This is a genomic window from Embleya sp. NPDC050493, from assembly GCF_044458105.1.
Taxonomy (GTDB): Bacteria; Actinomycetota; Actinomycetes; order Streptomycetales; family Streptomycetaceae; genus Embleya.
On record NZ_JBITHP010000025.1, the window covers coordinates 16815 to 39332 of the forward strand.

General features: G+C 70.6%; 20 protein-coding genes and 1 pseudogene. 11 read left to right on the top strand and 10 right to left on the bottom strand.

Annotated elements, in window-relative coordinates; genetic code table 11:
* Window positions 1–54: 54 nt before the first annotated feature.
* Together ACIBM5_RS35145 and ACIBM5_RS35150 are read left to right on the top strand one after the other, a co-directional pair.
* Entirely contained in the window at window positions 55–1086 is a 1032-nt protein-coding gene (locus ACIBM5_RS35145) for an aldo/keto reductase (protein WP_396010738.1), read from the top strand.
* Window positions 1087–1090: 4 nt separating this feature from the next.
* Window positions 1091–1828 carry an SDR family NAD(P)-dependent oxidoreductase gene (locus ACIBM5_RS35150; protein WP_396010739.1) on the top strand — a complete coding sequence of 246 codons (738 nt, stop codon included), beginning with the start codon at window positions 1091–1093 and terminating at the stop codon, window positions 1826–1828.
* Between the two features lie 395 nt (window positions 1829–2223).
* Here the strand turns inward: ACIBM5_RS35150 and ACIBM5_RS35155 are convergent, their stop codons facing one another.
* The 3 genes and pseudogenes from ACIBM5_RS35155 to ACIBM5_RS35165 all read right to left on the bottom strand — a co-directional run.
* A complete protein-coding gene (locus ACIBM5_RS35155; protein ID WP_396010741.1) occupies window positions 2224–2424 on the bottom strand; it encodes a DUF397 domain-containing protein in 201 nt (66 codons plus the stop codon).
* The gene (locus ACIBM5_RS35160; protein WP_396010743.1) at window positions 2421–3011 is read right to left on the bottom strand and encodes a DUF5753 domain-containing protein; all 591 of its coding nucleotides are present in this window, start codon (window positions 3009–3011) and stop codon (window positions 2421–2423) included. The genes ACIBM5_RS35155 and ACIBM5_RS35160 overlap by 4 nt, the downstream gene beginning before the upstream one ends.
* A gap of 38 nt (window positions 3012–3049) precedes the next feature.
* Window positions 3050–3247, bottom strand: a pseudogene (locus ACIBM5_RS35165) (multiprotein-bridging factor 1 family protein); the annotation flags it as partial.
* A 665-nt stretch (window positions 3248–3912) separates the two neighbouring features.
* Here ACIBM5_RS35165 and ACIBM5_RS35170 point away from each other — a divergent pair.
* Both ACIBM5_RS35170 and ACIBM5_RS35175 read left to right on the top strand, forming a co-directional pair.
* Entirely contained in the window at window positions 3913–4767 is an 855-nt protein-coding gene (locus ACIBM5_RS35170; protein WP_396010744.1) for a radical SAM protein, read from the top strand.
* A gap of 11 nt (window positions 4768–4778) precedes the next feature.
* Complete coding sequence (locus ACIBM5_RS35175; protein WP_396010747.1) at window positions 4779–5909, top strand: methyltransferase domain-containing protein; 1131 nt, start codon at window positions 4779–4781, stop codon at window positions 5907–5909.
* Window positions 5910–5979: 70 nt separating this feature from the next.
* Here ACIBM5_RS35175 and ACIBM5_RS35180 read toward each other — a convergent pair whose 3' ends face one another.
* On the bottom strand, window positions 5980–6243 hold the full coding sequence (locus ACIBM5_RS35180; RefSeq protein WP_396010748.1) for a GntR family transcriptional regulator: 264 nt from the start codon (window positions 6241–6243) through the stop codon (window positions 5980–5982).
* Between the two features lie 346 nt (window positions 6244–6589).
* Here ACIBM5_RS35180 and ACIBM5_RS35185 point away from each other — a divergent pair, with 346 nt between their 5' ends.
* From ACIBM5_RS35185 to ACIBM5_RS35205, 5 genes are all read left to right on the top strand, one after another.
* Window positions 6590–7963: a PLP-dependent aminotransferase family protein gene (locus tag ACIBM5_RS35185; protein ID WP_396010749.1), complete on the top strand. Its 1374-nt coding sequence runs from the start codon at window positions 6590–6592 to the stop codon at window positions 7961–7963.
* 285 nt (window positions 7964–8248) lie between these two features.
* Window positions 8249–9169 carry a branched-chain amino acid transaminase gene (locus tag ACIBM5_RS35190; protein WP_396010750.1) on the top strand — a complete coding sequence of 307 codons (921 nt, stop codon included), beginning with the start codon at window positions 8249–8251 and terminating at the stop codon, window positions 9167–9169.
* Between the two features lie 126 nt (window positions 9170–9295).
* A complete protein-coding gene (locus ACIBM5_RS35195) occupies window positions 9296–9601 on the top strand; it encodes a hypothetical protein (RefSeq protein ID WP_396010751.1) in 306 nt (101 codons plus the stop codon).
* A 453-nt stretch (window positions 9602–10054) separates the two neighbouring features.
* Window positions 10055–11788: an ABC transporter ATP-binding protein gene (locus ACIBM5_RS35200; RefSeq protein ID WP_396010752.1), complete on the top strand. Its 1734-nt coding sequence runs from the start codon at window positions 10055–10057 to the stop codon at window positions 11786–11788.
* Window positions 11785–13683, top strand: a complete 1899-nt coding sequence (locus tag ACIBM5_RS35205) for an ABC transporter ATP-binding protein (protein ID WP_396010753.1) — start codon at window positions 11785–11787, stop codon at window positions 13681–13683. The genes ACIBM5_RS35200 and ACIBM5_RS35205 overlap by 4 nt, the downstream gene beginning before the upstream one ends.
* A gap of 107 nt (window positions 13684–13790) precedes the next feature.
* Here the strand turns inward: ACIBM5_RS35205 and ACIBM5_RS35210 are convergent, their stop codons facing one another.
* Window positions 13791–15053 (bottom strand): MFS transporter, encoded by a 1263-nt coding sequence (locus ACIBM5_RS35210; RefSeq protein ID WP_396010755.1) that lies wholly within the window; start codon window positions 15051–15053, stop codon window positions 13791–13793.
* A 140-nt stretch (window positions 15054–15193) separates the two neighbouring features.
* On the opposite strand from ACIBM5_RS35210, the gene ACIBM5_RS35215 reads away from it, so the two are divergent.
* Window positions 15194–15889 (top strand): FadR/GntR family transcriptional regulator, encoded by a 696-nt coding sequence (locus ACIBM5_RS35215; RefSeq protein ID WP_396010756.1) that lies wholly within the window; start codon window positions 15194–15196, stop codon window positions 15887–15889.
* Between the two features lie 61 nt (window positions 15890–15950).
* Window positions 15951–17186 (top strand): pyridoxal-phosphate dependent enzyme, encoded by a 1236-nt coding sequence (locus ACIBM5_RS35220; RefSeq protein WP_396010757.1) that lies wholly within the window; start codon window positions 15951–15953, stop codon window positions 17184–17186.
* 247 nt (window positions 17187–17433) lie between these two features.
* Here ACIBM5_RS35220 and ACIBM5_RS35225 read toward each other — a convergent pair whose 3' ends face one another.
* The 5 genes from ACIBM5_RS35225 to ACIBM5_RS35245 all read right to left on the bottom strand — a co-directional run bounded on the left by ACIBM5_RS35225 (window position 17434) and on the right by ACIBM5_RS35245 (window position 22185).
* Entirely contained in the window at window positions 17434–18654 is a 1221-nt protein-coding gene (locus tag ACIBM5_RS35225; RefSeq protein ID WP_396010878.1) for an adenosylmethionine--8-amino-7-oxononanoate transaminase, read from the bottom strand.
* A 143-nt stretch (window positions 18655–18797) separates the two neighbouring features.
* Window positions 18798–19859 carry a biotin synthase BioB gene (gene bioB / locus ACIBM5_RS35230; protein WP_396010758.1) on the bottom strand — a complete coding sequence of 354 codons (1062 nt, stop codon included), beginning with the start codon at window positions 19857–19859 and terminating at the stop codon, window positions 18798–18800.
* Between the two features lie 211 nt (window positions 19860–20070).
* Window positions 20071–20685: a DJ-1/PfpI family protein gene (locus ACIBM5_RS35235; RefSeq protein WP_396010760.1), complete on the bottom strand. Its 615-nt coding sequence runs from the start codon at window positions 20683–20685 to the stop codon at window positions 20071–20073.
* 133 nt (window positions 20686–20818) lie between these two features.
* Window positions 20819–21220: a pyridoxamine 5'-phosphate oxidase family protein gene (locus ACIBM5_RS35240; protein WP_396010879.1), complete on the bottom strand. Its 402-nt coding sequence runs from the start codon at window positions 21218–21220 to the stop codon at window positions 20819–20821.
* A gap of 137 nt (window positions 21221–21357) precedes the next feature.
* Window positions 21358–22185, bottom strand: coding sequence for an isocitrate lyase/phosphoenolpyruvate mutase family protein (locus tag ACIBM5_RS35245; protein ID WP_396010761.1), 828 nt, complete (start codon window positions 22183–22185; stop codon window positions 21358–21360).
* Between the last annotated feature and the right edge of the window lie 333 nt (window positions 22186–22518).

Here is a 22518-nt window from a genome sequence, read left to right on the forward strand (position 1 = left end):
GGTCGCCCACCCGACGATGGCCGCATTCCCGACGGAGAAGAAGAGGAAGTCCCCATGCGATACCGCTTGTTCGGCAATACCGGCCTGCGCGTCTCCGAGCTGTTCCTGGGCGCGATGACCTTCGGCGGCGAGGACACCGTCGGCGCGGGGCTCGACGAGTGCCGCCGGATGGTCGACGTGTACGCGGACGCCGGCGGCAACGTCGTGGACACCGCGATCAACTACCGCGACGGCGAGAGCGAGCGGATCGTCGGTGAAGTACTCGACGGCCGCCGCGACCGGTTCGTGCTCGCCACCAAGTACACCGTCACCCGCGACCCCGCCGACCCGAACGCCGCCGGCAACCACCGCAAGAACCTGACCCTGTCGCTGGAGACCAGCCTGCGCCGACTGCGCACCGACTACATCGACGTCTACTGGGTGCACCTGTGGGACCGGCACACACCGATCGAGGAGACCATGCGCGCCCTCGACGACGCGGTCCGCGCCGGGAAGATCCTCTACATCGGCATCTCGGACACCCCGGCGTGGGTGGTCAGCCGGGCCAACACCCTGGCCGAGTGGCGCGGTTGGACGCCGTTCGCCGGGCTCCAGGTCCCGTACAACCTGCTCAACCGCGACATCGAGCGCGAACTGCTGCCGATGGCCGAAGACTTCGGCCTCTCGGTGGCCGCGTGGGGGCCACTGGCGAGCGGTGTGTTGTCCGGCAAGTTCACCCGTCCCGGCGGCGCCGAGGCCGGCACCCGGGTCGCGCCCGACTCGCTCGGCGAGCGCGACCACGCCGCCGCCCGCGCGGTCCAGGACGTGGCCGACGAACTCGGCGCGACCCCGTCACAGGTGGCGATCGCCTGGACCCGAGCGCACTCGCGGGCCGTGCATCCGATCATCGGGGCGCGCTCGGTCGGGCAACTGCGCGACAACCTCGGCGCGGTGGACCTCGTGCTGCCCGAGGACGCACTGCGCCGACTCGCGGCTGCGACCGACCACACGGCCGGGTTCCCGACCGACTTCATCGCCGCGACCAGCCCGTGGGTGTTCGGCGACACGTTCGACCGCCTCGACGGGCGTCTCGACGGGCGGCGCTGACCCGATGGCCCACACCACCGAGTCCACGACCGACCAGGGCCGCCCAGCCGCCCCGATCTCGCTGGTCACCGGCGCCAACCGCGGCATCGGGCACGAGGTGGCCCGCCGGTTGGGCCTGCTCGGGCATACGGTGCTGCTCGGCGCCCGCGCGGCCGCGTCCGCCGAGTCCGCCGCACGCGAGCTGCGCGCGGCGGGTCTGGACGCCCATCCGGTGCACCTGGACGTGACCGACCCGGCCGGCGTCCGGCGCGCCGCCACCGAGGTCGAGCAACGCTTCGGCGGCCTGGACACGCTGGTCAACAACGCCGCGATCAGCTACGACACGTGGCAGCGCGCGACCGACGCCGACCTGGCGGTCGTGGTCGAGGCGGGCGAGACCAACCTGTACGGGCCGTGGCGCACGGTACAGGCGTTCCTGCCGCAGCTGCGCCGCTCGGCGCATCCGCGCATCGTCAACGTGAGCAGCGAGGCCGCGTCGCTGACCAACATGGGCGGCGGCACACCCGCGTACACGATCTCCAAGGTCGGTCTCAACGCACTCACCCGCATGCTCGCGGCCGAACTGCGCCCCGACCGAATCCTGGTCAACGCCGTCTGCCCCGGCTGGGTCGCCACCGACATGGGCGGCCCCGGGGGTCGCCCGGTGGAAGCCGGCGCCGCCGGCATCGTCTGGGCAGCCACCCTCCCCGACACCGGCCCCACCGGCGGCTTCTTCCGAGACACCCACCCCCTCCCCTGGTAACCCACCCCAGCCCGCCCGGCACCTGAACACACCCGCCCCCACCCCAGCCCCACCACCATCAGCCCGCCCGGCACCCGAGCACCCCCGAAACGAAACCCACTCGCCCGCCCAGCCCCGGCGCCCCGACCCGACCCACCCCAGCCGGTCCGGCGCTTGAGGACACCCGAAACCCACCCGCCCCACCCAAGCCCCACCAAAATCAGCCAGCGCGGCTCATTGCGCCGTTTGGCGGGCATCTACAACTGTCGATGCTCGCAACAATGCCCCGACTCGTTGGCTGCCCGCCGGCGGGTCGAGGCATTTTCACGTTCCCGAACTGCCTTGCACTACAAGGGAGTTCATGAAGCGGGTGACCCCCGGCGGTCCGAGCATGGCCGGGGGTCGCGCGGAGTGCTTCAGACCGTGCGCAGCGTGGACAGCAACGCCGACCAAGACGTGGGTGCGACGACCAGGTGACCGACGCTCGGATCCTTCGAGTCACGAACCGGGACGGCAGCGAAGCCGGGAGCAACTTCCACGCACGCACCGCCGTCATCGTTGCTGTGCGACGACTTGAACCAACCCGCGTTGCTCAGGTCGGGGGCAGTTCGGATCATGTTCTGTGCTCCTTGATTACCGCCGCGATCAGGTCCGCCGACTGCCCCGGCGTGAGGGCTTCGGCCATGACTCGATCGTAGGTCCGCCGCTGCCGCCGGACGGAGTCCGGGTCTTCCAAAAGTTGGCCGTTAGCCATGCCTTCCAAGTAGGCAATACGTCCATCATCGGGCAGCGTCAAGAGGATCAAGGCGCCACCGAGGGCGCCACGTTCCCCGCGCTCGAACGGCGCGACCTGCAACCGTGATCCGGTCCGATCCATGAACGGCAGCAGGGTTTCGAGTTGTTCGCGCATGACTGCCGGGCCGCCAACCATGCGCCGGATGATCGCTTCGTCAAGCACTGCCGAAAAGAAGGGTGCGTCCTCCCCTTGGAGTCGGTCTTGACGGCTCAAGCGGTCATCGACCTTGGCGTCAATCTTGTGGTCGGGCGCTTCGGGCTTCGCTGCCCTGAACAGCGCTCGTGCATACGCCCTGGTCTGTAGCAAGCCCGGGATTCGGTACGGCGCGTACTCGTTGATCTCGCAAGCGTCATCCTCCAAGCGCATGTAGTCGCGGTATCGGTTGGGGAACCGCTCGTGCTTGACCATCTTCCAGAGGGTTTGAACATCCCTCGGGTACCGAGCGCGTCGTCAAGCTTGCCCGGCAGTTCACGCGGGATCGTACCTCCTGTCTCGTACCGGGCCCACGCCGAAACCGAGTAACCCAGCGGGTCCGCAAGCCGCGCAATCGACAGCCCGGCCAGCTCTCGTTGCTCGCGAATTGCCTCCCCGAACTGGTGTAACCGTCTGTCGCCGGAAGCCGAGGGGGTCGACGCGAACGGCACTTGCCATCACTCCATTTCTCACAGAGACGCGGGACGGATTCCCGCGTGAACGTGGGACATCAGGTCACTCCCAAGTGGACACGCACTCCGTCACGATCGGTGTACACACAGCAGTGAAGCGCGCGAAGTGTGAGGAGCGCAGCCGAAATGCGAGACCCGACACCGGACAACCGAAGCCCGAAACGTCCCGCCGTGAATGGCCGAATATGGCTTGCGGTCTACCACGTCGACCGGTCCGGAACCCGCATGATCAAGACTCCCGAGCTGTTCGCGAGCACCTCGGCATCGTGGCCGTTCGGCGACGGACACATGTCCCCGAACCCGCCATGCAAGTGCTCGCCGGGATGCCGATTCCCGGACCCCTGCAAGCCGCCGCGAGCACTCCCGTAGCTGTCCTGGTGTCGTCCTCTCCTTGCCCGAGTCCCGACACCAGGGCGCCCGATCCCGCCGTGCCGAGCTGGTCACCCCCGCAGCTCGGCGCGGCGGGCACCACCCGACCCAAGGAATGGGCACTTGAGCGAGAAACCCCCCTGCCCGCCCGGGAAGTGCACGCCGGCGCAGAAGGAGCCAACGATCTGCGGGACCCGAATGATGGTGTGCACCAAGTGCGACCGGGTCACCGAAGTAACCGGTATCCAGCGATCCGACAGGGAGCGTGAACGCACATGACAACCGCACTCAAGCCCGTGGGGCTGGACTTCCTCGAACTCGAACTGACGGCGGGCTGTCAACTCGCCTGTACCCACTGCCTTTCGTCGTCATCCCCACAAGGCACGCACGGGGTGATGACACTTGCCGATTGGCGGATGCTCATCACGGATGCCGCGACCCTCGGCATCGAACGGATTCAGCTCATCGGCGGGGAGCCGACCACCTACCCGCACTGGCGCGAGCTGGTCGACTTGGCGCTCTCCCTCGGTCGACAGGTGGAGGTGTACAGCAACCTGTACAAGGTGCTGCCCCTTGCATGGGCGGTGTTCGAGCGCCCCGGGGTCTCGCTCGCCACGTCCTACTACAGCGACGACCCCGCGGAGCACGACACGATCACCACAAGGCCAGGCAGTTACCAGCGGACTCGGGCAAACATTGCCGAGGTCGTGCGCCGGGGCATTCCGCTTCGGGCGGGGATCGTTGACATCCTGCCGGGGCAGCGCATCAAGGAGGCGCGCGCCGAGCTGGTCGGTATGGGTGTGCGCCGCATTCAGACCGACCGAGTACGCGCGGTCGGGCGGGCAGCCGAGACCTCCGCGACTCCCAGCGTGACCGAGCTATGCGGCCGGTGTGGCGACCGGCGCGCGGCGGTGCTCCCGGACGGCAGTCTGAGCCTGTGCGTGCTCAGCCGGTTCATGCCGGTTCTCAACGTCCGGAATCACCGGCTCGCCGACATCGTGGGCAGCCCGGAATGGTGTGCGGCAGTCGAGCGGATTCCCGTTCGGGCGGTTGTGCCGTGCCAGCCCGACGACAGCAACGACTGTGACCCGTCACGGCAGGAAGCGTGCACCCCGAAGTACGACGAATAGAAAGGCCGGTCATGGACTGGGAAAGACATGCCGCCCGACTCGCCGAGGACATCACGGATCCCGTGTCACGATGGCGCGAGCCTGTCGCACGCACCGCCCGGCATGCGCTCGTACCGAAGTGGTGGGAACGGGCCGACTCGGGTTGGCAGGTGCGCGACGGTGCGGCGGACCCGGAAGCGTGGGCCACGGCCGCATACAGCGACACGTCGTTGGTAACCCGGGTCGGTCCCTTGCACGCCGACCACGCCACGCCGGACGACCGCCCGATCGGTCGTGCGACGTCCTCGGCGACAATGCCCGGTTTGGTGGTGCAAATGCTTCGCCATGGTCGGTTGACCGCAGGGGTCGACCTCTTGGACGTCGGGACCGGGGCCGGGGGGCTCACGGCCTATGCCTGCCGTCGACTCGGCGCCGAGCACGTGACGAGTGTCGACGTCGACCCCTATCTGACCGAAGCCGCGCGCGAACGACTCGCAGCGATGGACATGCACCCGACGTTCGAAACAGTCGACGCGACCGGACCCCTTCCGGGCACGTACGACCGAATCATTGCGACCGTCGCCGTTCGCCCCGTTCCCGCATCGTGGCTCGCCGCACTGCGCCCCGGCGGACGACTCGTGACCACGATCGCGAACACGTCACTGATTCTGACCGCATGGAAGGACCCGGACGGCGGGGCGACCGGCCGCATCGAACGCGACTGGGCGGGTTTCATGACGACTCGGCACGGCGACGACTACCCGCCGGGACTCGCCGACCTGGTGACGCTCGCGTGGGTAGCGGGTGGATTGCACGTCACAGCGGGTCGCTTCCCGGTGATGGATATTGCCGAAGCGTGGGAAGTCCGGTCGATGCTTGAAGTCGAAGTACCCGGCGTGGAACTCGACTACCGGCATGAAGGTGACACGCGCTCCGCGGTACTCGTCCACCCGGATGGATCGTGGGCGAGAGCAACCGCCCATCGGTTCGCGGCACCCATCGTTCACGAAGGCGGACCCCGCCGACTCTGGAAGCTGCTCGAACGTATCCGACTACGGCTGAACGTCGAGGGTCGGTTGCCGCTCTACGGCGCGCACGTCCGAATCACCCCCGACGGCGTTTGCCACCTGAAGCGCGGCGGATGGACCGGCATCATCGACTGAGCCGAGATGCCGAGATGCCCCGTCCGTTCGTGACTGCGTGCAGCCGGGCGGGGCATCGGAATCCCTGCACCTACTCCGAGGCGTCGGCCTCGGTGCCCTGGCCGGCCTGTGTGACATAGGTTCCGCGGCGGGGGCGAGTCTCGATTACGCCCCGCTTCGTCAACTCGTCAAGGGCGCGACCGACCGTTACCCGAGCCACGCCGTACTCCTCGGCAAGTACACGTTCGGGCGGCAGCTTTGCCCCGGCAGCCAGGGTTCCGGCCTTGATCGCGGCCAGCAGTCCGGCCACGACCTGCTCGTACGGCCACGCGGGGTCATCGCGATCAATGGACATGCACGAATCGCAGTCAACGCCCCATGCCCACATATAGCGTCAGTCCAGTCCAGTCCAAGCCAGTCCAGAGCAGTCCACAGGGCGTGCATTCGGAGATGGAAAGCCCCGGCGACCGCGCCAACGGTCCCGGGAGTGGCCTCAAGCTTCAGGAGAGCTGAGACATGACAGAGCTCTCTCATTCGGTCCGGCGCTTGAGGACACCCGAAACCCACCCGCCCCACCCAAGCCTCACCAAAATCAGCCCGTCCGGCGTTTGAGGACCCCCACCCCGCCCCAACCTCCGCACGGGACCGCCCCCGACCGTGAAACCATCGTCGTCCCACACGTGTGCGTCGAGGGAGTGATCGTGGAGGTCGAGCAGTTCGCCGTGGTGGTCGCGGAGCGCATGGGGCGCCCCCGCCGCAACGAGCGTCGATCCCGCGGCGAGCGCCTGTTCGACGCACTGCGCGAACTGGTCGAGGGTGGCGACCTGCTCGCCGAGACCAGGCTGCCCTCCGAGCGCGCTCTCGCCGAGGCGCTCGGGTTCAGCCGTGGCACGGTCGCGTCGGCCTATCTCTCGCTGAACCGCGTCGGCCTGATCGAACGCCGCCACGGCAGCGGCTCCTACGTGCGCCCCGGCGGCCGGCCGACCTTCGCCCGCTGGCTGCGCGAGGGCGCCATCGTGGTCGACCTGGCCAAGGCGGCCGTCCCCGACGCGTCGCTGCTGCCGAATACCGCGCTGCGCGTGGAGGATCTGCTCGACGCGCGTCCGCAGGACGGGTACGCGCCGGCCGGCGACCCGCGTCTGCGCGCCCTGATCGCCGCACACGAACTGCCCGCCGGGTTCGCCGCCGACGACGTCGTGGTGACCTCCGGTGCGCAGCAGGCGATCCACCTGGTCGCCGACGCGCTGCTCGGCCCCGGCGACCGGATCCTGGTCGAGCCGACCACCTATCCCGGGATGCTCGCGGCCGGATACCGCTTCGGCGCCGAGGCGATCCCGGTACCGGCCGATCGCCACGGGTTCGACCCGGATGCACTGCGCGCGGCGATCCGTCGACATCGCCCCGCGTACGTGTTCTCGCTGCCGGTGCACAACCCCACCGGCGCGGTCGTGTCGGCCCGGCGCGCGAAGGCGATCGCCGCGGTCGCCGCCGAGGAGGGCGCGCTGCTCGTGGAGGACCGCAGTCTCGCCGACCTCGCCGACGGCCCGGTGGCCTCGGCGGCCGAGCACCTGCCCGAGGGCACGGTCTGCCTGGGCACGTTGTCCAAGACCACGTGGGGCGGCCTGCGGTTGGGCTGGGTCGCCGCGCCGACCGCCGTACGGACCCTGCTGATCGAGGCCAAACAGCGCACCGACCTGGCCTCCTCCACCCTGGACCAGCAGTTCGCCATCCACCTGCTGCGCGACCCGGACCGCGCGAAGCGGGTGCGCGAGTGGTCCGCCACGCTGGCCTGCCGGCGCGACCACTTCGCCGCCGAGCTCACCGAGCACCTGCCCGAGTGGGAATGGACCCTGCCGCGCGGCGGCCTGTCCCTGTGGGCCCGCCTGCCCGGCGTCGACGGCGAGGAGTTCGTCGCAACCGCCCTGCGTCACGGCGTCGCGGTCTCCCCCGGTGCGGTCTTCGCCCCGCTCCCCGACACCGCCGCCGACCGCATCCGCCTCAGCTACGCCTGGCCCGAACCGGTCCTGTCCCAGGCAATCGAACTCCTCGTCAAGGCCTGGCACGAATCCCGCTAGACGCCATCCGCCGACCGCGACCCACCCCAACTCCCCGGCCCCGCAAGCCACCCCGACCCCGCTCGCGCCCCCGCGCCACCCCCTCGCCAAGCGGCACACCGCCATGTCCGCATGCCGGATCGGCACTAGTGGCCCAATACCGATAGGGCTAATGTGCCACTCACCAAGTGGCTCATCGAGTCGTTCATCAGTGATCCACTTGCCCGGCAGACCCGACCGGCGCCGCCGCAGGGCGCGAGCGCCGGACGCGACCACGCACGCGAGCACACGAGGGCGGGAGCAGCGATGGCACTGACCGAAGCGGACTGGATCTGGATGGGCGGCACGCTCGTGCCGTGGGCGGACGCGAAGGTGCACGTCCTGACCCACGGACTGCACTACGGCACCGGCGTCCTGGAGGGCACCCGGGTGCACCTCACCCCGCGCGGCCCCGCGGTGTTCCGGCTCGACGAACACCTGCGCCGGTTCCGCGACAGCGCACGCATCGTGGGCTTCGAGGTGCCCTACGAGTTGCCCGCGCTGCGCGCCGCGACGGTGGAACTGGTCGCCGCCAACGGGCACTCCGAGTGCTACCTGCGCCACCTCGCGCACATCGGCTACGGCGAGATGGGCCCGGCCTTCCGGCCCGAGATGGCCGTCGAGGTGAGCATCGCGGGCTGGGAGTGGAACGCCTACCTCGGCGACGAGTCGGCCGAGCGCGGCATCCGCCTGGCGACGAGTTCGTGGCGGCGCAACGACCCGAACGCACTGCCGCCCGCGGCCAAGGCCACCGCCGGCTACCTCAACTCGGCGCTGGCCAAGACCGCGGCACTACAGGCCGGTTACGACGAGGCGCTGCTGCTCAACGCGGACGGCTACGTCAGCGAGTGCAGTGCGGCCAACGTCTTCGCGGTGCGCGACGGCATCCTGTACACCCCGCCCGCGAGCGCCGGCGCACTGCGCGGGATCACCCAGGACACCGTGCTCACGCTGGCCGCCGATCTGGGTCTGCCGGTGCGCGTCGAGAACCTGCTCCGCTCGGACCTGTACACCGCGGACGAGGTCCTGGTCAGCGGCACCGCCGCGGGCGTGGTGCCGGTGGCGTCGCTGGACGACCGCAAGGTGGGCACCGGTCCGATCACCCGCAAGCTCCAGGCCGCCTACACGGCGGCGGTCACCGGTACGGACGAGCGGTACGCGCACTGGCTCACCCACGTGCACGGGTGACAACGGGCCGAACGGGTCGTAACGGGTGCGCAATATGCCCCTAATGGGCGAACTTACCCATATTGATGTGGTTTTCCGGATATCTGTATCGACGTCCTGCACAACCCCACTTCATGGGAGATGAACATGCGCATCCGCACCTCGCTGATCGCCGTTGCCGGCGCTGCCCTCTTCGCCATCGCCGGTGCCGGTACCGCCAGCGCCGGTGGTCACGGTCACGACGACGGGCTGCTGGTCGCTCACCGCACCGGCGCCGGGGTCAACTTCTCGGACTGCGACGACGACGACGATGACAAGGGCCACCACGGCGACAAGGGCCACCACAGCGACAAGAGCCACCACGGCAACAAGCGTCACCACGGCGACAAGGGCCGCCACGGCGACAACTTCGCGGTGTGGCACGTCAGCGAGTCGATCGTCGTGATCCACTGACGTTCGCGATCCGCACCACGGCGGCCCGCCCACCCCTCGGGGTGGGCGGGCCGTCGCGCTGTGTACGGTTCCGAACGGGCCGCCGACGGCCCGAGGGCATCGGCATGTCCCGACCGTCGACCTTGACCTCAAGTCGACTTGAAGTTCTACGGTTTCGGCGTGCCGCCCGAAAGAACGTCGACGGGCCGCGTTCGGCAACCTTGGACCGCACTCGGGGAGAACCGTCATGCACATCCCTTCGACCACCGCCGGGCCGGGCCGGCGCCGGTGGGGCAGTGGGCACAATCCGATCGACCGCCCCCTCGCGGGGCACTACCGTCGAGGGCAGGACCCGCCTTTGCGCCACGCCCTCGGCCCGCACCCCGAGCCGGCGCCCCGCACGAGGCCGCTCCCGCGTCCGTGTACGGCTTGTGCCCCAGGTCGGCTGTACTCCCCCGCCCCGAAGAGGACCTCGTGCTGATCCGACTGCTCCGCGCACATCTGCGCCCCTACGCCAAACCGATCGGCCTGGTGGTGCTGCTGCAACTGGTGCAGACCCTGGCCACCCTGTACCTGCCGACCCTGAACGCCGACCTGATCAACAACGGTGTGGTCAAGGGTGACACCGGCTACATCCTGCGGGTCGGCGCCGCGATGATCGGGGTCACCCTGGTCCAGATCGTGTGCGCCGCGATCGCGGTGTACTTCGGCGCCCGGATCGCGATGGGCGTGGGCCGCGACATCCGTGCCGCCGTGTTCGACCGGGTGCAGACCTTCTCCGCGCGTGAGGTCGGCGAGTTCGGCGCCCCGTCGTTGATCACCCGCACCACCAACGACGTGCAGCAGATCCAGATGCTGGCCCTGCTCGCGCTCACGCTGATGGTGTCCGCGCCGATCATGTGCTTCGGCGGCATCCTGATGGCGGTCAACCAGGACGTCCCGATGTCCCTGTTGTTCCTGATCATCGTGCCCGTGTTGGTCCTCGCCGTCGGCTGGATCGTGCGCGCGATGCCGCCGCTGTTCCGCGTGCTCCAGGGCCGGATCGACAACGTGAACCGGATCATGCGCGAACAGATCACCGGCATCCGGGTGATCCGTGCGTTCGGCCGGGACACCCACGAACAGGACCGGTACGCGGACGCCAACGCGGAGATCCGCGACGTGTCGCTCTCGCTCGGCCGCCTGCTGGCCTACATGTACCCCTCGGTCCTGCTCGTGTGGGAGACCTCGGCGATCGTGATCGTGTGGATCGGCGGCCACCGGATCGGCTCCGACGCGATGGACATCGGCGCGCTGGTCGCCTTCCTCAGCTACCTGATGCAGATCCTGGCGTCGGTGATGATGGCCACCTTCATGACCATGATGATCCCGCGCGCGGCGGTCTGCGCCGACCGGATCACCGAGGTGCTGGACACCGAGACCAGCCTGACCGTGTCCAAGGCACCGGTCACCGCGCTGCACGCGCACGGCCGGCTCGAACTGCGCGACGTGAGCTTTTGCTATCCCGGCGCCGAGGAGCCGGTGCTGCGCGGCATCGACCTGATCGCCCGACCCGGCGAGACCACCGCGGTGATCGGCAGCACCGGGGCGGGCAAGACCACGTTGCTGAGTCTGATCCCGCGGCTGCTGGACGTGACCGCCGGCGCGGTCCTGGTCGGCGGCGTGGACACCCGCGAACTCGACCCCGCGCTGTTGTCGCGCACGGTGGGCCTGGTCCCGCAGAAGCCGTACCTGTTCTCCGGCACCATCGCCTCCAACCTGCGCTACGGCAATCCGGACGCCACCGACGAGGACCTGTGGCGAGCCCTGGAGATCGCCCAGGCCCGCTCGTTCGTCGAGGCGCTGCCGGAACGGCTGGACGCGCCGATCGCCCAGGGCGGCGGCAACGTCTCCGGCGGCCAACGGCAACGCCTGGCGATCGCCCGGCTGTTGGTGGTCAAACCGGAGATCTACCTGTTCGACGACTCGTTCTCCGCGCTCGACTACTCCACCGACGCGGCCCTGCGCGCGGCCCTGCTCGCCGAGACCGCGGAGGCCACCGTGGTGATCGTCGCGCAGCGCGTGGCCACCATCCGGCATGCGGATCGCATCGTGGTGCTGGACGAGGGCCGTGTGGTCGGCACCGGCACGCACCGCGAGTTGATGGCCGACAACGACACCTACCGCGAGATCGTGCTGTCCCAGCTCACCGAGGAGGAGGCGGCGTGACCACCACCGACGAGACCACCGAGTCCGGCGACCGGGTCGAGGCCGCCGTCCCCGAACGCCGTCCCGGCCCGCAGGTCGGCGGCGGACCCGCGGCACGCATGATGGGCGGCGCGCCGACCGAGAAGTCGATGCACTTCAAGGCCTCCGGACGCCGCCTGCTGGGCATGATGGCCCCCGAACGGGCCCGCCTGTACGCGCTGCTCGCATGCGGGATAGCGGGGGTCGGCCTCGCGGTGCTCACCCCCCGGTTGCTCGGCAAGGCCACCGACGCGATCTTCACCGGTGTCGCCGGCGGCAAGGGCATCGACTTCGACCACGTGCGGACCATCCTGTTGACCACGTTCGCCGTGGTCGTCGGCTCGGTGCTGTTCTCCTTCGCCCAGGGCCGGCTGACCGCGACCATCGTCCAGCGCACCACCTACCGGCTGCGCGAGGACGCCGAGACCAAGTTGTCCCGGCTGCCGCTGAACTACTTCGACAAGCAGCCGCGCGGCGAGGTGCTCTCGCGCACCACGAACGACATCGACAACATCGCGCAGACGCTCCAGCAGGCGATGGGTCAGATCGTGCGCTCGGTGCTGACCATCGTCGGCGTGCTGGTGATGATGTTCTGGATCTCGCCGCTGCTCGCGCTCGTCGCCCTGGTCAGCGTGCCGACCTCGATCCTGGTCACCATGGCGATCGGCAAGCGTGCCCAGCCGCAGTTCATCAAGCAGTGGTCGAGCACCGGCAAGCTCAACGCGCACATCGAGGAGATGTACACCGGACACGCGCTGGTCAAGGTGTTCGGTCGGCAGAAGGAATCCGCCGAGGTCTTCGACCGGCACAACGAGGCGCTGTACGCGGCCGGCTTCAAGGCCCAGTTCATCTCCGGCCTGATCCAGCCCGCGATGGCCTTCGTCGGCAACCTCAACTACGTACTCGTCGCGGTGATCGGCGGACTGCGGGTGTCCTCGGGCGCGATGACGCTGGGCGACATCCAGGCGTTCGTCCAGTACTCGTACGAGTTCAACGGACCCGTCACCCAGGTCGCCTCGATGTCCAACCTGCTCCAGTCCGGTGTCGCCTCGGCCGAGCGGGTGTTCGCCCTGCTCGACGCCAAGGAGCAGTCCCCCGACCCGGACCCGCCCGCCCGGATCGAGAAGGTGACCGGGCATGTCGCCTTCGAGAAGGTCTCCTTCCGGTACGACCCGGCCAAGCCGCTGATCGAGGACCTGGACCTGGAGGTGCACCCGGGCCAGACGGTCGCCATCGTCGGACCCACCGGCGCGGGCAAGACCACCCTGGTCAACCTGCTGATGCGGTTCTACGAGGTGACCGGCGGCCGGATCACCGTGGACGGCGTGGACATCGCCGGGATGGCCCGCGAGGACCTGCGCGCACCGATCGGCATGGTGCTCCAGGACACGTGGTTGATCGGCGGCACGATCGCGGAGAACATCGCGTACGGCGTCGGCGAGGTCTCCCGCGAGCGGGTGGTCGCCGCGGCCAGGGCCACCCACGCGGACCGCTTCGTCCGCACCCTGCCGGACGGGTACGACACCGTGCTCGACGACGAGGCGGGCAATCTCAGCGCGGGCGAGAAGCAACTGCTGACCATCGCCCGGGCGTTCCTGACCGAGCCGCAGATCCTGGTGCTGGACGAGGCGACCAGTTCGGTGGACACCCGCACCGAGGTGCTGATCCAAAAGGCGATGAACTCGCTGCGCCGGGGCCGGACCAGCTTCGTGATCGCCCACCGGTTGTCCACGATCCGGGACGCCGACGTGATCCTGGTGATGGAGTCCGGCTCGATCGCCGAACAGGGCACGCACGACGCGCTGTTGGCGGCCGAGGGCGCCTATGCGCGGTTGTACGCCTCGCAGTTCGCCCAGCCCGCGGCGGAGATCGAGTAGTGCGACCGGTGTGCCCCGGGGCCGCCCGCCTCGGGGCACACCCGCGTGCGGTCACGCGCGGCGGGGGCACGCCGGCCGCGCGCACCTCGGCCCGAAGTCGCGTGCGGTCACGCGCGCGCGGCGGGCGCCTGCTTCGGCTCGGGCGTGCCGCCCGCGCCCCGGTTGCCGGACAGGACCAGGCCGACCAGGAGTTGGCCGACGGCGGTGACCACGAGCGCGGCCATCGGCAGCGTCCAGCCGCCGGTGGCGCCGTGCATCAGGCCGAGCGCGAACGGACCGGTCGCGGCGACCGCGTAGCCCAGCGACTGGGCCAGGGTGGACAGCGCGGTCGTCTCGGCGGCGCCGGTGCCGCTGCTCCCGATCACGGACAACACCAGCGGGAACGAGCAGAAGCCCAGGCCCACCGCGGCGGCCCACAGCACCGGCAGCGCGACCGGCGCGAACAACAGGCCGGCGAAGCCGATCAGCATGCTCGCCGAGACCACCACGAACGCGGGCCGCAGCCGCCCGGTGGCGCGCACGAAGGCGAGCAGCGCGAACGTGGCCGGAATGCCCGCTCCCTGGGTGACGGCCAGCATCGCGCCCGCCCCGCCGCGGCTCATCCCCTGGTCGGAGAGCAGCGTCGGCAGCCAGCCCACCAGTGCGTAGCAGTTCAGCGCCTGGAGGGCGAAGTACGCCGTGACGAGCCTGCCCAGCCGGGTGCGCGCCATCGTCCACGGCGATACGTACGCGGTCGGGCCGCCGCCGGCGGTGAGCGCGTGCGGCGCCCGGACCAGGGACCACACCAGCAGCGCGGCCACGGCCGGCAGCGCCCACACGGCCAGGCCCAGCGACGGCGAGTCGAGCCCGTTCGCGACCGGCACGGCCACCGCGGCGGCCAGTGTCGCGCCCAGCGCCATCACCGTGGTGTAGACGCCGGTGAGCACCGACACACGGTGCGGGAAGTGCGCGCGCAGCAGCGCGGGCAGCAGCACGTTGCCCACGGCCAGGCCGGACATGCCCAGGACGGTGCCGGTCAGCAACGCCCACGTGGCCGGCACGACCCGCAGGCCCAGACCCGCGGCGAGCGCGAACAGCGCCACCAGGACGGCCCGTTCGGTGCCGAATCGGCGGGCCAGGGGCGCGGCGGTCAAGCCGGCGGCGGCAAAGCACAACGTCGGCAGGGTCGGCAGCAGCGACGCGGTCACCGGGCCGAAGCCGAGCGTGTCGCGCAGCGCCTCCAGGAGCGCGGCGGCGCTGCTGATGCCCAGGCGCAGGTTGAAGGCGATCAGCACGATGCCCACGCCGGCCAGCCATGCGGCTCGGGTGCGACCGGCCGAAGCACCGACCGACGCCGGGAGCGTGCCGGTGACGGGGGCTGCGGAAGTCATGGCCCAAAGGTAAGACGTCTGATGAATTCTGTCCAGTCAGTGGCTTGTCACTCCGCGTGACGTCGAATCATCAGATGTATCCTGGGATCCTCTTCCATCCTCATCTCTCGTTCGATGTCCCAGGTCAGGAGCCCGCGCGCATGAGCAGCCTGGAATCGGTGCGCCGGCCGGCGCTGTCCGCCGAGGTGATCGCCCGGCTGCGCGAGCGGATCACCTCCGGCGATTGGCCGGTGGGCAGCCGCATCCCGCCCGAGCCGGAGCTGATGGCGCAGCTCCGGGTGGCCCGCGGCACCGTCCGCGAGGCGGTCCGCGCGCTCGCCCACGCGGGTCTCCTGGACGTACGACAGGGCGACGGCACCTACGTCCGCGCGGTCAGCGAACTCTCCGGCGCGGTCGAACGGTTGTACGGCGGCAGTGACATCGGCCTGGTCCTGGAGGTCCGCCAGGCGCTCGACCTCCAGGCCGCCCGGCTCGCCGCGCTGCGCGCCGAGGAGGCCGACCTGGCCGGCCTCGACGACGCGCTGCGCCGGCGCCGGGTCGCGTGGGACGAGCGGGACTTCGACGCGTGGATCGCCGCCGACTGGGAGTTCCACCTCGGCATCGCCGACGCGGCGCACAATCCGCTGCTGGCCGAGCTGTACCGCAACCTGTCCGGACCGGTGCGCGAGTCGGTGGCGGGCTCCTGGACCGATCCCGACTATCAGGGTGCCGACCCGGCCGGCCACGAAGACCTGCTGCGCGCGCTGCGCGAGCGCGACCCGGCCGAGGCCGCCCGCCAGGCGGACGCCAACCTGACCGACACCCACGACTGGCACGCGGCGCGCGCACCGCGGTGACCGCGGCGCACGCCGGAGCGGGGCGTGCGCACGACGATCCGGACGCATAGGCTCGGCGGACATGATCTCGGATGACACCGCGAACCCGCCCGGCCGGGCAGCCTCGCTGGCCACGATGCAGCGCTCGATGGGCGATCCCGCGATCACGTACCCGCTGTGGCCACCGCTGGTGTCCGGCTGCCCGCGGACCGGCACCGACAAGATCGCCTACCCGGTCGAGGTGGACTACGCGTACGACCGGGTCGACCCGGGGTTGTTCGCGCCGACCGGGCCGCGGGCCGGACTGGAGCGCTGGGCCCCGCTGTTGCCACCGCTGTCGGCGCCCGGACTGGGCGAGGGCGACACACCGTTGATCGATCTCGGCGACGGGGTGTACGTCAAGGACGAGTCGCGCAATCCGACCTGGAGCCACAAGGACCGGATCAACCGCTGCACCGTCTCCGCCGCGGTCGGAGTCGGCGCGCCGGGCGTCGTGGTGTCCTCCTCCGGCAACCACGGCGCGTCGGCCGCGGCCTACGCGGCGCGGGCCGGGCTGCCCGCCGTGGTGTTGGCCTCGACGGGTGCGCCGCCGGCCGTCGAGTCGTTCCTGCGCGCGTATGGCGCGACGGTGCTCTCGGTACCGGCCGAGACGCGGTGGGGCCTGATGCGCGAGATCGTCGACCGCCTGGGATTCCACCCGCTGAGCAACCTCACCACCACGCACACCGGCCATGCCTTCGGCCCCGAGGGTTACAAGACCATCGCCTATGAGATCCACGCCGAACTCGGCGTGCCTGCGGCGGTGTTCGTCCCGACCGGCTACGGCGAACTGTTGTTCGGCGTCTGGAAGGGCTTCGCCGAACTGCGCCGGCTCGATCTGACCGACCGCATCCCGCGGATGTTCGCCTGCGAGCCGGCGGCGGGCGGACCGCTGGCGAAGGCGATGCGCGACGGCATACCGGCAGCACACGTCCGGGTCGACACCACCGCCGCCTACGCGATCGACTGCTCCGTGAGCGGCTACCGGGGCGTGCACGCGCTGCGCGCCTCCGGGGGCCGGGCGCTGCTCGTGACCGATGCCCAACTGGCGGCGGCTCGCGCCGAGTTGGCCGGACAGGGCCTGTGGGCGGAGACCTCCGCCGCGGCCGGCCTCGCGGGCCTGCGCGCCCACGGCCCCCTCGACGACGGGCCGGTGGTCTGTATCGCCACCTCCAGTGGCTTCAAGGACCTGGACACCGGCACCCACCCTCCGGACCCGGTCGCCCCGACCTGGCCGGCCATCGAACACCGCCTGCGGGCGGCGGGGATGGTTGCATAGCACCGGGGTCGCCTCCGACGCACCGACCCTCATCCGCGCGGCACCTGCCCAAGTCCTCCCGACAGCCCACGTCGTCCGGTTTCCCGGCGACCCCTGCCGACAACACCACCCGCCCGGTCCGCTTCGCCCGCGACACGCCGCCGGCACCCCTACGGGGTGGTGCCGGCGGCGCAGGCAGGAGCGGGTTCGGGGCGTGCGGGGCGACCGGAGCAACATGACGGTGCCCCGCACGCACGGGGGATCCGGGTCAGGCCGCCCCGGCAACGGCGGTCGCCGCGGCGGTGATCCGTCGGATGTCGTCGTCCGTGGTGACGTACGGCGGCATCGTGTAGACGAGGTCACGGAACGGGCGGAGCCAGACGCCGTGTTCGACCGCAACCCGGGTGGCCGTCGCCATGTCGACCTCGTGGTCGAGTTGCACGACGCCGATGGCGCCCAGGACCCGGACGTCCGCGACACCCGGGAGCGCGCGGGCGGGAGCCAGTCCCTCGACGAGCCCGGTTTCGATCCGGGCGATGTTCGTCCGCCAGTCCTGCTCAAGGAGCAGGCCCAGTGCGGCGTTCGCGGCGGCAGCGGCCAGCGGGTTGCCCATGAAGGTCGGACCGTGTGCCAGTACGGGCGACTCGCCGGCGGCGATGCCGGCCGCCACCTCCGCCGTACACAGGGTCGCGGCCATGCTCAGGTAGCCACCGGTCAACGCCTTGCCGACGCACATCACGTCGGGGCTCACACCGGCGTGGTCGGCGGCGAACAGCTCGCCGGTACGACCGAAGCCGGTCGCGATCTCGTCGAAGATCAGCAGCACGTCGTGGGCGGTGCACAGGTCGCGCAGCGCACGCAGGTACCGCGGGGAGTGGAAGCGCATGCCGCCCGCGTTCTGCACGATCGGCTCGACGATCACCGCGGCCGTCTCGTCCCGGTGCCGGGTGAGGAGCGCATCCAGGTGCTCGACGTACGCCGGGTCGAACTCGCGCGGCGGCGCGTCGGCGAACACCTGCTCGGCCAGCCTCCCCTGCCACAGCCGGTGCATCCCGCCCTCCGGGTCGCACACCGACATCGGATGCCACGTATCGCCGTGGTAGCCGCCGCGCCACGTGAACATCCGCCGCTTGTCGCCGCGTCCGAGAGCCCGCCAGTACTGGAGGCACATCTTCATCGCGACCTCGACCGAGATCGACCCGGAGTCGGCCAGGAAGACGTGTCGCAGCGGTTCCGGCGTGATCTCGACCAGGGTGCGGGCCAGCCGGATCGCGGGTTCGTGCGTGAGCCCGCCGAACATGACGTGGCTCATCCGGCCCATCTGTTCGCGGATCGCCGCATCGATCACCGGATGGGCGTAGCCGTGCACCGCCGCCCACCAGGACGACATGCCATCCACCAACTCCCGCACATCACCGACCGGTTCGGCCAGCCGCAGGCGCACTCCCGCGGCCGACTCGATGAGCAGCGGTCGTGTCGTACCGGGCATCGGTGCGTACGGATGCCACACGTGTTCGCGGTCCAGGTCGAGCAGCCGGCTCGGGGACGATTCCGCGCCCCCGGTCCGGGACGACGCTCCCTCGTGGCCGCCGTATCCCGGCGGCGGGCCGACTCCGGCCCGGCCTTCGGCCCTCATGCGTTGGGCGGGAGGTCGCTGCCCGCGCCCCGGCGGCGGATCGCCACCAGGTCGTGTCGGGCGTCCGGCAGGGTCTGTTCGTCGGTCCCCTCGATCACGAAGCCGGCGTCGGCGATCATCTCCCGGTCGTCCGCGCCGGGTTGGCCCTCGCTGGTGAGGTAGTCGCCCAGGAACATCGAGTTGGCCAGGTGCAACGCGAGCGGCTGCATGCTGCGCAGGTGGATCTCGCGTCCGCCGGCCAGCCGGACTTCGACGTCCGGGAAGAAGAACCGGAACAACGCCAGGATCCGCAGGCAACGCTCGGGTGTCAGCTCCCAGTTCTTCGCCAGCGGCGTGCCCTCGAACGGGATGAGGAAGTTGACCGGCACCGAATCCGGATCCAACTCCCGCAGGGCGAACGCCAGATCGACGATGTCCGAGTCCGATTCGCCCATCCCGAAGATGGCCCCTGAGCACGGCGACAGTCCCGCGGCACCGGCCCGACGCAGGGTGTCCGTGCGGTCCGTGAAGGTGTGTGTGGAGCAGATGTCGGAGTAACGCGCCTCGCTGGTATTGAGGTTGTGGCTGTACGCATGCGCACCGGCCGCCGCGAGGCGTTCGGCCTGGCCGTCGGCGAGCAGGCCCAGGCAGACGCAGATCTCCACGTCCGGGCTGCCCTCCTTCACCGCGGCGATGGTGTCCTCGATCCGGGTGATGTCCCGATTGCCGGGCCCGCGCCCGCTCGCGACCAGGCACACCCGCTTCGCCCCGGCCCGGACCGCCTGATCGGCCGTGTTCGCGGCCTCCTCCGGGGTGATCCACGAGTACTTGAGAATGTCCGCCGCCGAGCCGAGTCGCTGCGAGCAGTACGAGCAATCCTCCGGGCACAGCCCGCTCTTCATATTGATGATGGTGTTCAGCTTCACCCGTCGGCCGAAGTAGTGCCGCCGCACGCGGCCTGCGGCGGCCACCAGGTCGAGCAGTTCCTCCGCGCCCCCGAGAACCGCCATCGCCTCGTCCCGGGACGGCACTTCCCGTCGGATCGCCTTCGCTGCCAAAGCTTCCAGATCCAAGTCCATACCCGGCAGCCTCGCCGAACCCCGACCCCGCCCCACAGCCACTCGGCACACAAAGATCACCCCCGCCTCTTTGTTCCGAATCCCACAAACCCCGAGCCCCCACTCCTGCTATACGGGCGCACAGCACGCCCGGACCGACGCGGCGGCCAAGATGCGGGGATGGCTGCCGGTGACCCGGCGTCCGCGTGGCGTGGGCGGAGGTGGCGGGGGTTCAGGGGGTCAGGGTGTGCTCGGCGGCTCGGAGGACGGTGAAGACGTGGTCGACCGTGGCCTTCTTCTCGCCGACGGGAGCCACGTAGTCGATCGCGGCGCGGGCCCGGGCCTCGCCGAGGGTGCGGGTGATGGTCCAGGCGGCCAGGTACTGGGAGGCCAGGCAGCCGCCGGCCGTGGCGATGTTGCCGGCCGCGTGGAACGGGGCGTCCAGGACCTCGACTCCGGCCGCCTCGACCCAGGGGCGGGAGGTCGCGTCGGTGCAGGCGGGCAGGCCGGTCAGAAGGCCGAGCCGGGCCAGGACCAGCGCTCCCGAGCACTGCGAGCCGATCAGTTGGCGGGCGGGGTCCAGCGGCAGGGCCGCCAGGAGGCTGTCGTCGGCGACGACGTCGCGGGTCCTGATGCCGCTGCCGATCAGCACGACGTCGGCTTCGGGGATGAAGTCGAAGTCGCGTTGGCCGGTGATCTCGACACCGTTCATCGAAGTGACGGTCGGCGCGGGCGTGGTGATGTACGCCGTGAGGCCGTCCGCGCGGCAGCGGTTGACGATGGCCGCCGCCACGAAGCTGTCCAACTCGTTGAAGCCGTCGAAGGTGACCACGGCAACCTGGGTCATGGGTTCGTCCCCGTTCGGATCGGTGCTCCGGCACTGTCCCGGTCGGATCGGTGCTCCGGCACTGTCCCGGCAGGCTATGCCCCGACGGCCGAACCGCGTCGGGCGTGGCCACCGAACGGGCACACGCGGCCCCCTACACCGTCCCCATGCGCCTGGTCACCGCGATCTCGATCACCACACGTTCCGGATTGACCCGAGGCTCGCGGTAGCGCTCGGTGTAGCGCCGGACCGCCTCGGCGACGGCCTCGGGGTCGCGGTTGATCGTCGCGATGCCCTCCAGCGTGGACCAGCGGCTTCCGGCGACCTGGGAGATCGCGACGCGCGCGCCCGACCCCGCCGCGAGCACGTTGCGGACCTTCTTGCTGGCCCCGTGCGAGATGACCCGGGCGATCCCGGTCGCGGCGTCGTACGTGGCGCCGACGGGCACCAGGTGCGGCGTGCCGTCGGGACGGTGGGTGACCAGCAGACACAGGTGTCGTTCCTGCCAGAAGGCCTGGAAATCCGGGGTGGTGCTCGGCGGAACGTGCAGCGTCATCGAGATCAGGTCTTTCACGATCGGGCCTGCCGGGTCGGGCGGGACCGTCACCGGCCCGCCGACCAGCAGTATGACGTCCACCGCCGCCGACCCACGCACCCCGGCCACCGTCCCGGCCCACCCGCCCCCTCCGACCCTCACTCGGCCCGATAGACCTCCGACATCGCCTGCGCCTGCGCGTACGTCGGCGCACCGCCCGGCGCAGCCTCCTCGTCGTGCGCGACGGCCCACGCGAGATCCACCGCGTTTTGCACCGCGACCCGGAACAGCAGCGACCCGGTGCTGATCCGCCGCACGCCCAGCTTCGCGAGTCGGGCGCGGGACAGGCCGGTGGGGCTGTACAGGATGTTCAGCGGCGCGTCGGTGGCCCCGACCAGGGTCTCGATCGTGGCCTCGTCCTGGGTGCCCGGCACGAACACGCCGTCCGCGCCCGCCGCCCGATACGCCCGGATCCGCCGCACCGTCTCGTCGAGCGAGGCGGTCGGGCCGCCCACCCAGTAGGTGTCCGTGCGCGCATTGACGAACAGCGTCGGCGCGGCTTCCTTGACGGCGGCGATCACCGCGACCTGGTGGTCCGCGTCGGTCAGCGTGCCGTCCGCACGCCCGTCCTCGATGTTGACGCCGGCCACCCCGGCCCGCACCAGTTCGGCGCCCAACGCCGCGACGTCCTCCGGGCGCTCCGCGAATCCGCCCTCGATGTCGACGCTGACCGGCACCGGCAGCCGCGCGATGCCGACCCCCAGGCGCAGCGTCTCCTCGCGCGTCCCGCCGACCCCGTCCGGCTTGCCCGCCGCGATCGCGACGCCCAGGCTCGTCGTCCCGATCGCCGGGAACCCGCGCTCGACCAGCGCCGCCGCCGAGGCGTGGTCCCACGCGTTGGGCAGCAGCAGCGGTGCCCCGGCTCGATGCAGAGCCCGAAATTCCGCGAAACGATCGGCATTGACGGCCTGGTTCGTGCTGCTCATCGAGCGTGCCCTTCGGATCGACGACGACCGCGCCGAACGCGGCCGAACCCTGCCGATCCTGCCCCACTCCCCCGCGCCCCGGCATCCGGTTTGCCGCCCCTACCGCCGAAGCGCCGAACCCGAGCGCCGAACCCGAGCGAAAGCCGCGAAACATCTCTTTTCCGGCCCGGGGCAAACGCCGATCACCCGGCGCAACCATGGGACTACCGCCCCGGGAAACCGCCGATCACCAACGCGAGACAGCCCCCGATCACCGACGCGGGACAACCACCGATTTCCGACCACGGGCGCCCGCCGAACACGGAACCGATCACCCCTTCGAGGCCCTCCCCC

What these genes read in the sequence shown, in the direction of transcription:
- ACIBM5_RS35180 (WP_396010748.1), bottom strand. Translation starts at nt 6,243, where the DNA reads ATGTCCATTGATCGCGATGACCCCGCGTGGCCGTACGAGCAGGTCGTG.
- ACIBM5_RS35240 (WP_396010879.1), bottom strand. Translation starts at nt 21,220, where the DNA reads ATGACGCTGCACGTTCCGCCGAGCACCACCCCGGATTTCCAGGCCTTC.
- ACIBM5_RS35190 (WP_396010750.1), top strand. Translation starts at nt 8,249, where the DNA reads ATGGCACTGACCGAAGCGGACTGGATCTGGATGGGCGGCACGCTCGTG.
- ACIBM5_RS35160 (WP_396010743.1), bottom strand. Translation starts at nt 3,011, where the DNA reads ATGGTCAAGCACGAGCGGTTCCCCAACCGATACCGCGACTACATGCGC.
- ACIBM5_RS35150 (WP_396010739.1), top strand. Translation starts at nt 1,091, where the DNA reads ATGGCCCACACCACCGAGTCCACGACCGACCAGGGCCGCCCAGCCGCC.
- ACIBM5_RS35145 (WP_396010738.1), top strand. Translation starts at nt 55, where the DNA reads ATGCGATACCGCTTGTTCGGCAATACCGGCCTGCGCGTCTCCGAGCTG.
- ACIBM5_RS35235 (WP_396010760.1), bottom strand. Translation starts at nt 20,685, where the DNA reads ATGACCCAGGTTGCCGTGGTCACCTTCGACGGCTTCAACGAGTTGGAC.
- ACIBM5_RS35245 (WP_396010761.1), bottom strand. Translation starts at nt 22,185, where the DNA reads ATGAGCAGCACGAACCAGGCCGTCAATGCCGATCGTTTCGCGGAATTT.
- ACIBM5_RS35175 (WP_396010747.1), top strand. Translation starts at nt 4,779, where the DNA reads ATGGACTGGGAAAGACATGCCGCCCGACTCGCCGAGGACATCACGGAT.
- ACIBM5_RS35170 (WP_396010744.1), top strand. Translation starts at nt 3,913, where the DNA reads ATGACAACCGCACTCAAGCCCGTGGGGCTGGACTTCCTCGAACTCGAA.
- ACIBM5_RS35215 (WP_396010756.1), top strand. Translation starts at nt 15,194, where the DNA reads ATGAGCAGCCTGGAATCGGTGCGCCGGCCGGCGCTGTCCGCCGAGGTG.
- ACIBM5_RS35155 (WP_396010741.1), bottom strand. Translation starts at nt 2,424, where the DNA reads ATGATCCGAACTGCCCCCGACCTGAGCAACGCGGGTTGGTTCAAGTCG.
- ACIBM5_RS35225 (WP_396010878.1), bottom strand. Translation starts at nt 18,654, where the DNA reads ATGCCCGGTACGACACGACCGCTGCTCATCGAGTCGGCCGCGGGAGTG.
- ACIBM5_RS35195 (WP_396010751.1), top strand. Translation starts at nt 9,296, where the DNA reads ATGCGCATCCGCACCTCGCTGATCGCCGTTGCCGGCGCTGCCCTCTTC.
- ACIBM5_RS35220 (WP_396010757.1), top strand. Translation starts at nt 15,951, where the DNA reads ATGATCTCGGATGACACCGCGAACCCGCCCGGCCGGGCAGCCTCGCTG.
- ACIBM5_RS35210 (WP_396010755.1), bottom strand. Translation starts at nt 15,053, where the DNA reads ATGACTTCCGCAGCCCCCGTCACCGGCACGCTCCCGGCGTCGGTCGGT.
- bioB (WP_396010758.1), bottom strand. Translation starts at nt 19,859, where the DNA reads ATGGACTTGGATCTGGAAGCTTTGGCAGCGAAGGCGATCCGACGGGAA.